The organism is Streptomyces sp. NPDC059010 (assembly GCF_042740355.1).
Classification (GTDB): Bacteria; Actinomycetota; Actinomycetes; order Streptomycetales; family Streptomycetaceae; genus Streptomyces.
Genome location: NZ_JBHYJA010000003.1, coordinates 29084 through 39370, shown reverse-complemented (window position 1 = coordinate 39370; position 10287 = coordinate 29084). Strand labels below are relative to the sequence as shown.

General features: G+C 71.8%; 9 protein-coding genes. 4 read left to right on the top strand and 5 right to left on the bottom strand.

Features of this window, described 5'->3' with window-relative positions:
- Window positions 1-139: 139 nt before the first annotated feature.
- Window positions 140-955 (bottom strand): inositol monophosphatase family protein, encoded by an 816-nt coding sequence (locus ACFWYS_RS03945; protein ID WP_384762911.1) that lies wholly within the window; start codon window positions 953-955, stop codon window positions 140-142.
- 8 nt (window positions 956-963) lie between these two features.
- Entirely contained in the window at window positions 964-2091 is a 1128-nt protein-coding gene (locus tag ACFWYS_RS03940) for a ferrochelatase (protein ID WP_384762908.1), read from the bottom strand.
- A gap of 214 nt (window positions 2092-2305) precedes the next feature.
- Here ACFWYS_RS03940 and ACFWYS_RS03935 point away from each other — a divergent pair, with 214 nt between their 5' ends.
- The 3 genes from ACFWYS_RS03935 (at window position 2306) to sepH (ending at window position 6286) form a co-directional block, all read left to right on the top strand.
- On the top strand, window positions 2306-3544 hold the full coding sequence (locus ACFWYS_RS03935) for an MFS transporter (RefSeq protein ID WP_384762905.1): 1239 nt from the start codon (window positions 2306-2308) through the stop codon (window positions 3542-3544).
- Window positions 3504-4823 carry a D-arabinono-1,4-lactone oxidase gene (locus tag ACFWYS_RS03930; RefSeq protein ID WP_384762902.1) on the top strand — a complete coding sequence of 440 codons (1320 nt, stop codon included), beginning with the start codon at window positions 3504-3506 and terminating at the stop codon, window positions 4821-4823. The genes ACFWYS_RS03935 and ACFWYS_RS03930 overlap by 41 nt, the downstream gene beginning before the upstream one ends.
- A gap of 425 nt (window positions 4824-5248) precedes the next feature.
- Entirely contained in the window at window positions 5249-6286 is a 1038-nt protein-coding gene (gene sepH / locus ACFWYS_RS03925) for a septation protein SepH (RefSeq protein ID WP_384762899.1), read from the top strand.
- A gap of 102 nt (window positions 6287-6388) precedes the next feature.
- Here the strand turns inward: sepH and ACFWYS_RS03920 are convergent, their stop codons facing one another.
- The gene (locus ACFWYS_RS03920) at window positions 6389-7240 is read right to left on the bottom strand and encodes a sulfurtransferase (RefSeq protein WP_384762896.1); all 852 of its coding nucleotides are present in this window, start codon (window positions 7238-7240) and stop codon (window positions 6389-6391) included.
- Between the two features lie 296 nt (window positions 7241-7536).
- Between ACFWYS_RS03920 and ACFWYS_RS03915 the strand changes: the two genes are divergently transcribed.
- A complete protein-coding gene (locus ACFWYS_RS03915; protein WP_384762894.1) occupies window positions 7537-8340 on the top strand; it encodes a VOC family protein in 804 nt (267 codons plus the stop codon).
- Between the two features lie 22 nt (window positions 8341-8362).
- Here the strand turns inward: ACFWYS_RS03915 and ACFWYS_RS03910 are convergent, their stop codons facing one another.
- Window positions 8363-9010 carry a thymidine kinase gene (locus ACFWYS_RS03910; protein ID WP_384762892.1) on the bottom strand — a complete coding sequence of 216 codons (648 nt, stop codon included), beginning with the start codon at window positions 9008-9010 and terminating at the stop codon, window positions 8363-8365.
- An 83-nt stretch (window positions 9011-9093) separates the two neighbouring features.
- On the bottom strand, window positions 9094-10287 hold the full coding sequence (locus ACFWYS_RS03905) for an alkaline phosphatase family protein (RefSeq protein WP_384762889.1): 1194 nt from the start codon (window positions 10285-10287) through the stop codon (window positions 9094-9096).

Here is a 10287-nt window from a genome sequence, read left to right as displayed (position 1 = left end):
TGCAAAAACTATCGTCGGGTGCGGTGACGCCCGCGGCATGGTGCCACCCACCCCCACCGCGGCCCCCCGACAACCCCCGCGCGGGGGCCCCGCTTTGCGTCGGGGCGGGCCGATGGGCCTGCGCGCCGTCAGCCGGGGGTCAGTCGTGCCAGGCTCCGAAGTCCTCCAGGAGCTGCTGGAGGGGCTCGAACACCCCGGGCGTGGCGGCGACCGCCAGATCCCGTGACGGCCGCTCTCCGGGCCGTCCGCCGGTCAGCGCGCCCGCCTCCCGGGCGATCAGGTCCCCCGCCGCCACGTCCCAGGCGTTCAGCCCGCGCTCGTAGTACCCGTCCAGGCGCCCCGCCGCCAGATCGCACAGGTCGATCGCCGCCGAGCCGCCGCGTCGGATGTCACGCAGGAGCGGGATCAGCCGCCGGGCCACGTCGGCCTGATGGGTGCGGACCTCGGTGACGTAGTTGAAGCCCGTGGAGACCAGGGACTGCTCCAGCGGCGCCGTGGGCCGGCAGCTGAGCCTGCGTTCCCCGTCCCACGCTCCCGTCGCCCACGCGCCCCCGCCGAGGACCGCGTGGTACGTCTCCCCGCGCATGGGGGCCGCGACGACCCCCACCACCGTCTCCCCGTCCTGCTCGGCGGCGATGGAGACGGACCAGGTCGGCAGTCCGTAGAGGTAGTTCACCGTGCCGTCGAGCGGGTCGATCACCCAGCGGACGCCGCTCGTGCCCTCGGTGGAGGCGCCCTCCTCGCCGAGGAAGCCGTCGTCGGGGCGCTGCTCGGCGATCAGGCTCGTGATCAGCTTCTCCGCCGCGATGTCCATCTCCGTGACCACGTCGATCGGGCTCGACTTGGTCGCCGCGACGGCGAGGTCGGCCGGGCGGCCGTCGCGCAGGAGTTCACCCGCGCGACGGGCCGCCTCCCGGGCCAGGGCGAGCAGTTCCGTGTGCAGGGCGTCGGTCACGGGGCTCCTCATGCGTAGGGGCTGTCGGCGCCCGCCGCGGCGGGCCGGGGCGCGCGGGCCGGACAGCAGCCGACCGGGCACAGGTTGTGGCTCGCGCCGAGTCCGCCGAGGACGCACGGGGTGACCTCTTCCGCGCGCTCCACGGCGGCCCGCTCCAGGACGAGGTCGCGGATCGCCGCGGCGAACCTCGGGTCGTCGCCGACGGTGGCGGAGCGGCGCATCGGCAGGCCGAGCTCCTCGGCCTTGGCCTTGGCCTCCGTGTCGAGGTCGTAGAGGACCTCCATGTGGTCGGAGACGAAGCCGATGGGGGCGATCACGACGGCGGGGACCCCGGCCTCGTGCCGCTCCTCCAGGTGGTCGCAGATGTCGGGCTCCAGCCACGGGATGTGCGGGGCGCCGGAGCGGGACTGGTAGACGAGCTGCCAGGGGTGGTCGACGCCGGTGCGCTCACGGACCGCCTCGGCGATCAGCCGGGCCGCGTCCAGGTGCTGCTCGACGTACGCGCCGCCGTCGCCGTGGTCCTCGACCGGGCCGGAGGCGTCCGCGGCGGCGGTCGGGATGGAGTGGGTCGAGAAGGCGATGTGCGCGCCCGCGCGGGCGTCCTCGGGAAGCTCGGCCAGGGACTCGACGACGCCGTCGATCATCGGCTCCAGGAAGCCGGGGTGGTTGAAGTAGTGCCGCAGCTTGTCGATCTTCGGCAGCTGAAGGCCCTCGGCCTCCAGGGCCGCCAGCGAGTCGGCGAGGTTCTCGCGGTACTGGCGGCAGCCCGAGTAGGAGGCGTAGGCGCTGGTGGCCAGGACGAGGATGCGGCGGCGCCCGTCGGCGACCATCTCGCGCAGGGTGTCCGTCAGATACGGCGCCCAGTTGCGGTTGCCCCAGTAGATCGGCAGATCCAGGCCGTGCTCGGCGAAGTCCTTGCGCAGGGCGTCCAGCAGGGCGCGGTTCTGGTCGTTGATGGGGCTGACTCCGCCGAACAGGAAGTAGTGCTCGCCGACTTCCTTCAGGCGTTCCTTCGGGATGCCCCGCCCACGGGTGACGTTCTCCAGGAACGGGATCACGTCGTCCGGGCCCTCGGGGCCGCCGAACGAGAGCAGGAGCAGGGCGTCGTAGGGGGTGGCATCGCGCACGTCTGGCATGGGTTGATCCTGTCATCCGGTACTGACAGCCGGGAAACGGCGGGGTGACCGCCCGGGTTCCCGGTTCGTCCGAGCGGGTGCGTTAGGGTCACCTAACTCGTAAGCTGTATCGGCCATCCACGCGCCTTACTGAGTGGCCCCGAACTGCCCTGATTCACCCCCAGTTGCCCTGAGCCGGCGCAGTTCCGCCGCTCCCGCCCGACCGGAGACCCTCGTGCCCAGCCCCTACCGCGCCCTGTTCGCCGCACCCGGCAGCAAGGCCTTCTCCGCCGCGGGCCTCCTCGGCCGGATGCCGCTGTCGATGATGGGCATCGGCGTGGTGACGATGGTGTCGCAGCTGACCGGGCGGTACGGCCTCGCCGGTGCCCTGTCGGCGACCATCGCGCTCTCCGCCGCCGTGGCGGGGCCCCAGGTCTCCCGGCTGGTGGATCAGCACGGGCAGCGGCGGGTGCTGCGTCCGGCGACGTTGATCTCGCTGGCCGCGGGGGCCGCGCTGCTGTTCGCCGCGCACTACGGGTGGCCGGACTGGGTGCTGTTCGTGGCCTGCGTCGGCATCGGATGCGTGCCGAGCGTCGGGGCGATGATCCGCGCCCGCTGGGCCGCGCTCTACCGCGGGACGCCTCAGCTGCACACCGCGTACTCCTTCGAGTCCGTGATCGACGAGGTGTGCTTCATCTTCGGGCCGATCATCTCGATCGGCCTGTCCACGGCGTGGTTCCCGGAGGCCGGGCCGCTGCTCGCCGGCTGCTTCCTGGGGGCCGGTGTCTTCTGGCTGACCGCGCAGCGCTCCACCGAGCCCGCGCCGCATCCGCGCGAGAAGCAGGGCGGCGACTCGGCTCTGCGCGCCCCGGGGCTTCAGGTGCTGGTGGCCACCTTCGTGGCGACCGGAGCGATCTTCGGATCCGTCGACGTGGTCACCGTGGCCTTCGCGGACGAGCAGGGGCACAAGAGCGCCGCGAGCGTGGTCCTCGCGCTGTACGCGGCGGGCTCCTGCGCGGCGGGCCTCGTCTTCGGGCTGTTGCGCTTCAAGGGGGCGCCGGAACGCCGTTGGCTGCTGGGCATATGCGCCATGGCCGTGAGTATGATCCCCCTCCTACTGGTCGGAAACTTGCCGTTTCTGGCCGTGGCGCTGTTCGTTGCGGGCATGGCCGTCGCTCCCACGATGATCACCACCATGTCCCTGATCGAAGAGCACGTACCACGCGCGCAACTGACCGAGGGCATGACCTGGGTGAGCACCGGGCTCGCGGTCGGGGTCGCGCTCGGCTCCTCCGTGGCCGGCTGGGTGATCGACGCGGCCGGCGCGGACGCCGGGTACGGGGTTCCGGCGGTGTCCGGGGCCGCCGCGGTCGCGGTCGGTTTCCTGGGGTACCGCCGGCTCAGCAGGCCGGCTCCGCGTCGGGGAGGCACCGTTGAGCAGCACAGCGAGCGGGAAGAACGGCACGTGGCGTAACTGGGGCGGCAATGTCGCCGCCCGTCCCGCGCGGGAGGTCGCTCCGGCCTCGGTCGAGGAGTTGTCGGCGGCGATACGCCGGGCCGCTGAGGACGGCCTGAAGGTGAAGGCGATCGGCAGCGGGCATTCCTTCACGTCCATAGCCGCGACCGACGGTGTGTTGATCCGCCCTCAACTGTTGACCGGCATCCGCAACATCGACCGTGACGCCATGACCGTCACGGTCGAGGCCGGTACCCCGCTCAAGAGACTCAACATGGCCCTGGCGCGCGAGGGCCTGTCGCTCACGAACATGGGCGACATCATGGAACAGACGGTCTCCGGCGCCACCAGCACCGGCACCCACGGCACGGGCCGTGACTCCGGCTCGATCGCCACCCAGATCAAGGCGCTGGAACTGGCCACCGCCGACGGCTCGGTGCTCACCTGCTCCGAGAAGGAGAATCCGGAGGTCTTCGCCGCCGCCCGGATCGGTCTCGGCGCGCTCGGCATCGTCACCGCGATCACGTTCGCCGTGGAGCCGATCTTCCTGCTCTCCGCGCGCGAGGAGCCGATGCCGTTCGACAGGGTCCTTTCGGAGTTCGACGAACTCTGGGCCGAGAACGAGCACTTCGAGTTCTATTGGTTCCCGCACACCACCAGCACCAACACCAAGCGCAACAACCGCAGCGCGGGCCCGGAGAAGCCGGTTGGCCAGGTCGCGGGCTGGTTCGAGGACGAGTTCCTCTCCAACGGCGTCTTCCAGGCGGCCCAGTGGGTCGGCCGCGCGGTGCCCGCGGCGATCCCGACGATCGCTCAGATCTCCAGCAAGGCCCTGTCCTCGCGGACCTACACCGACATCCCCTACAAGGTCTTCACATCGCCGCGCCGGGTGCGCTTCGTGGAGATGGAGTACGCCGTTCCGCGCCAGGCCGTCGTCGAGACGCTGCGCGAGCTGAAGGCCATGGTCGAGCGCTCCGGCCTGCGGGTCAGCTTCCCCGTCGAGGTCCGCACCGCCCCGGCCGACGACATCACCCTGTCCACCGCGTCGGACCGCGACAGCGCCTATATCGCCGTCCACATGGCCAAGGGCACGCCGTATCAGCGGTACTTCACCGCGGCCGAGCGGATCTTCACCGCGCACGAGGGGCGGCCGCACTGGGGCAAGGTGCACACACGTGACGCCGAGTACTTCGCCCAGGTGTATCCGCGCTTCGGCGAGTTCACCGCGCTGCGGGACCGGCTCGATCCCGACCGGTTGTTCCAGAACGACTACTTGCGCAGGGTGTTGGGGGCATAGCCGACGCGACGCACGAGGCCGAATCCATTCGTTCCGTTTCTGCGGATTGCGTGAAGTACGCCACGTTCAAGATCGGCGAACCGCTCAACGGACGGCCGGGTGACGCTCCTTGCCAGAAGTTGGGCGGCGCGCCAATCCACGCACGTGGCCCAAATGGAGTACTGTTGCGAGCCCTGGGTCCGGTCTCCCGCCAGGGCGTCCGCGACCTTCAAGGACCGCCGGGAGGGGGCTAGTTGCACAGGGTGACGGATTTGGTCACTTAGCGTTGCGAATAGGTAACCGTGCCATAACGGCGATCCAGGGCCCGCGCCCGACACGCCGGGCAACTCGGCAAGGTTGTGGCAGGCTGCACCCGGGCAGGCCACACTCGACTAGCGGAAGCAGCGACGCACGTGACGTCGGCAGGCACCACCCGGGAGGTCCCCATGCCCGAACTGCGTGTCGTGGCCGTCTCGAATGACGGCACACGGCTGGTGCTCAAGGCTGCCGACGCAACGGAGTACACCCTTCCGATCGACGAGCGGCTGCGCGCCGCCGTGCGCGGCGACCGGCCGCGCCTCGGTCAGATCGAGATCGAGGTGGAGAGCCATCTCCGCCCCCGAGACATCCAGGCGCGTATACGCGCTGGTGCCACTGCGGAAGAGGTCGCCCAGCTCGCCGGCATCCCCGTCGACCGTGTGCGGCGCTTCGAGGGCCCCGTGCTCGCCGAGCGTGCCTTCATGGCCGAGCGGGCCCGCAAGACCCCCGTCCGCCGCCCCGGTGAGAACGCCGCGGGGCCGCAGCTCGGCGAGGCCGTCCAGGAGCGGCTGCTGCTGCGCGGCGCCGACAAGGACTCCGTGCAGTGGGACTCGTGGCGCCGGGACGACGGCACCTGGGAAGTGCTGCTGGTCTATCTGGTGGCGGGCGAACCGCACTCGGCGAGTTGGACGTACGACCCGCCCCGGCGGCTCGTCCAGGCCGTCGACGACGAGGCGCGCTCGCTGATCGGTGAGTCCGACGACCTCGCCGCGCCGGAGCCGAGCTTCCCGTTCGTGCCGCGCATCGCCCGGCTTCCGCGCGAGCGTTCGATGGACCGTGCCCTGGAGACCGCGCGGCCGAGCCTGCCCGCCCCGACCCCCGAACCGGTCGAGGAGACCGCGGAGGAACGGGACTCGCTGACCAGCCTGCTGGAGGCGGTGCCCAGCTTCCGCGGTGACCTGGTGGTGCCGGAGCGCCCGTCCGAGCCGGAAGTGGAGGAACCTCCCGCCGAACCGGCCGCGGAGGAGCCTCCCGCCCCGGCCGCCTCCGCGGGGTCCGCCTACGCGGACGTCCTCATGCCCCGCTCGGTCGGCAGCCACCGTGACCGCCTCATCGGCGCCACGGACCGCCAGGCCGAAGCGGACGGCGTCCGCCCGGGCCGCCGAGCCGCCGTCCCGAGCTGGGACGAGATCGTGTTCGGCACGCGCCGCAAGAAGCAGGAGTAGCAGGAGTAGTCGGTCGTACGGCTGTGGATGCGGCCGTACGAGGTTGAGGGCCGCGTCAGCTGCGACGCGGCCCTCATCCATGCCGTTCCGGCTCGGCCCGCCCTACTGCGGGTCCGGCCCCACGGCCACCGGACGCGACGGATCCGAGGACCACTCCGACCACGAGCCGACGTACAGCGCCGCCGGGATGCCCGCGACCGCCAGGGCCAGCACCTCATGGGCGCCTGAGACGCCCGAGCCGCAGTACACGCCGACGTCCGTGCCCTCGGACGCGCCCAGCGCCTTGAAGCGTGCCGCGAGTTCCTCGGCGGGCAGGAAGCGGCCGTCCGTGCCGACGTTGTCGTTCGTGGGCGCGGACAGGGCGCCCGGGATGTGGCCGCCGACCGGGTCGATCGGCTCGACCTCGCCCCGGTACCGCTCCCCCGCGCGCGCGTCCAGCAGCACCCCGGATCGGGCGAGCGCCGCCGCGTCGTCGGCGTCGAGCAGTCCCGTCGCCCCCGGTACCGGCTCGAAATCGCCCTCCGCCGGACTCGGTACGGATGTCTCCAGGGGCCCCTCCCAGGTCGGCAGTCCGCCGTCGAGAACCCGCACCTCCGGGTGCCCCGTCCAGCGCAACAGCCACCACGCGCGGGCCGCCGCCCAGCCCTGCCCGCCGTCGTACACGATCACCGGCGTCCCGGACGACACGCCCGACCGGCGCATCGCCGCGCCGAATCCGGCCAAGTCCGGCAGCGGGTGACGCCCGCGCGAACCGGGCGTGGCGGCCAGTTCCCGGTCCAGATCGACGTAGACCGCGCCGGGGATGTGCCCGGCCTCGTAGGCCTTCCGGCCGTCGAACGGGGGCTCACCAGGTGTCTTGGCCAGGGTCAACTGCCAGCGGACGTCGAGCAGCACCGGCGGGTTCTCCCCCGTCAGCGCGCTGGCGAGTTCGGATGCGGAGATGATGGCGTTCATGGCCACCATCCTTGCGCACGGGGTGGCCGCATCGCCCGGCTCCGGATACTCTGCCCGCCGGACAGGCCCGATCACGAGGCGTACGGGATCGGGCACATGCTGTACAGCCGATCGACATCCGTCGGCAATCGCACGGAAACGGGCGGTAAATCGCACACCGGACATCCTCCGGGCACCGGCCGTCGTGCGCGGCGTGCCCGCAGCGCGCGCGGCCACGGGTGGTGCGAGCATCGGCACGGGGGCCGGGGACGGCGGAAGCGACACGGCCACCACGAGGGGCCGAGGAGAGAGTGACGATGACCGAAGCACGGGGGTCGGCCGGCCCGAACGGCGCGACGCACGTCCGGCACGCGCCCGGCACGCCCTGCTGGGTGAGTCTGATGGTGCACGGGCTTGCCGCGACCGAGGAGTTCTACGGAGCGCTCTTCGGCTGGGAGTTCCAGCCCGGCCCCCAGCAACTCGGCCCCTATGTGCGGGCCCTGCTCGACGGTCATGAGGTGGCCGGTATCGGCCAGTTGCCGCCCGACCGCCACCTCCCCATCGCCTGGACGCCCTACCTCGCCTCGAACGACGTGGACCTGACCGCGGAGACGGTACGGCTGTGCGGCGGCACCGTCGGGGTGGGTCCGCTGGATGCCGGCGATGCCGGGCGGATGGCGATCTGCTCCGACCCCGCCGGCGCCGTCTTCGGCATCTGGCAGACGGCGGCCCACCTCGGCACGGCCGTCACGGGCGTGCCCGGCACCCCCGCCTGGAACGAGCTGCTGACCTTCGAGTCCGTGAACGTCGCCAAGTTCTACGAGACCGTGTTCGCCTACGAGGAGGAGCCCGAGGTCTCCGCCGACTTCGACCACGTCACCCTGCGCATCGACGGCCGCCCGGTGGCCGGCATCCACGGCGTCGGTCACGCCCTGCCCCGGGACCGGGGGTCGCACTGGATGACGTACTTCGAAGTCGCCGACGCGGACGAGGCGCTGGCCCGGGTCGTCGGCCTCGGCGGCCATGTCCTGCGTCCGGTCCACGACAGCGCCCATGGCCGGGTGGCGACGGTGGCGGATCCCGAGGGAGCCCGGTTCTCCGTCATCGAGAACCCGCGCTGACGGCCGAGGGCCGGGCCCCGGTTCAGACCTGGTGCACCGGCAGGACGTCGGGTGACAGGGCCGCGGCCCGTGCGCTGGCGGCCGTCATACGGCGCCGGTGGTGGCGGCGGCACAGGACCTCGTAGCCGACGGCGTCCGCCTGGTCGACGTCCCCGACGACCACCTGGGCGCCCTCGACGACCATCGCACCGCCTATAGTGCGGGCGTTGTGCGTGGCGCGGGCGCCGCACCAGCACAGGGCCTCGACCTGGAGCACCTCGACCCGGTCGGCGAGTTCCACCAGGCGCTGGGAGCCGGGGAACAGCTTGCTGCGGAAGTCGGTCGTGATGCCGAAGGCGTAGACGTCGAGTCCCAGGTCGTCGACCACGCGCGCGAGCTGGTCGATCTGCCCTGGGGTGAGGAACTGGGCCTCGTCGGCGATGACGTAGTCCGCGCGACCGCCCCGGGAGAGCCGGTCGACGACGTAGGTGTACAGGTCCGTGCCGTCCTCGACCTCCACCGCCTCGGTGACCAGGCCGAGCCGCGAGGACAGCTTGCCCTCGCCCGCACGGTCGTCCCGGGTGAAGATCATGCCCTGCAGACCACGCGCCGAACGGTTGTGCTCGATCTGGAGAGCCAGCGTCGACTTCCCGCAGTCCATCGTTCCGGAGAAGAACACCAGCTCGGGCATGTTGAGTTGAGCACCTTTCGGTGAAGCGATCGGTCGTGCGGTGAGGGGGGGGTTCGGCACGGGCTGTTCGGGTCGGGCAGGCGTCAGGAGCGTACTTCGAGCAGGGGGACCAACTGCTCGGCGGGGGTCATCGAACCGTGGTTGCCGACCATCACCGACTCCTTCGGCTCCCGCTCGGACGCGATGATCAGGACGTCGTCCCGCGCGGCCGCGATCACGTCGCCGAGCCGGAGGTACACCCGCTCGTCGATCCGCGGCCCGAACCAGCCCGCCGCGATCGCCTCCTCCCGGGAGGCCACCCAGAACTGCTCGCCGAGCACCTCACGCCAGCAGGTCAGGACGTCGTTCGCGGCGCCGGGCACCGCGTAGACGTGCCGCGCCCGGCCCTCGCCGCCCAGCAGGGCGACGCCGGCGCGCAGCTCCCAGTCCTCGTCGAAGTCGATGCGGTGCTCTTCGTCGAAGAGCACGTCGATCATGCCGTGGTCGGCGGTGACGTAGAGCGCGGTGCGCGGCGGGAGCTGTTCGGCCAGGCGCTGGACGAGCCGGTCGACGTACATGAGCTGGCCGCGCCAGGTGTCCGAGTCGACGCCGAAGCGGTGGCCCGCGCCGTCCAGCTCGGCATAGTACGTGTAGACCAAGGAGCGGTCGCCCTTGGCGAGTTGCTCGGCCGCGAGGTCCATGCGCTCCTCGCCGGACAGCCGCCCGAGGAACGTTCCTCCGCTGAGCGCGACCCTGGTCAGCGGGGTGTTCTCGAAGGTGGGCGACGACACCTGGGCGGCGTGCACGCCCGCCTGGTGCGCCTGCTCGAAGACGGTGGGATAGGGCTGCCAGGCCCGCGGCGGTGTCCACGGGTTCCAGCGCAGCTGGTTCATCAGCTCGTCGGTCTCCGGGTTGCGCGCGGTGTATCCGGGCAGGCCGTGGGCGCCCGGCGGCAGACCGGTACCGATGGAGGCGAGGGAGGTCGCGGTGGTCGCCGGGTAGCCGGCGGTGATCGGGCGTCCGGTGCCGCCGCGCGAGCTGCTCAGCAGCGACGTCATGAACGGCGCGTCCTCGGGGTGCGCCCTGAGCTGCTCCCAGCCGAGGCCGTCGATCAGGAAGACGCAGTTCCGGTCGGCGGGGCTGAGCTCGCCGATCGCGGCGGTCATGCCGGGTACGGACATGCCGGCGGCCAGCGTGGGCAGCAGGTCGGCGAGTGAGCCGCTGCCGTACTCGGGGGGCGGCGCGGACTCTACGGTGAGGGGTTCCGGGTGGGAGTCCCAGGTGGCGGGCTGGATCAT

Excerpts from the sequence above, each read along its gene's own strand:
- ACFWYS_RS03920 (WP_384762896.1), bottom strand. The coding sequence starts at position 7,240 with ATGAACGCCATCATCTCCGCATCCGAACTCGCCAGCGCGCTGACGGGG.
- ACFWYS_RS03915 (WP_384762894.1), top strand. The coding sequence starts at position 7,537 with ATGACCGAAGCACGGGGGTCGGCCGGCCCGAACGGCGCGACGCACGTC.
- ACFWYS_RS03910 (WP_384762892.1), bottom strand. The coding sequence starts at position 9,010 with ATGCCCGAGCTGGTGTTCTTCTCCGGAACGATGGACTGCGGGAAGTCG.
- ACFWYS_RS03940 (WP_384762908.1), bottom strand. The coding sequence starts at position 2,091 with ATGCCAGACGTGCGCGATGCCACCCCCTACGACGCCCTGCTCCTGCTC.
- sepH (WP_384762899.1), top strand. The coding sequence starts at position 5,249 with ATGCCCGAACTGCGTGTCGTGGCCGTCTCGAATGACGGCACACGGCTG.
- ACFWYS_RS03905 (WP_384762889.1), bottom strand. The coding sequence starts at position 10,287 with ATGATCCAGCCCGCCACCTGGGACTCCCACCCGGAACCCCTCACCGTA.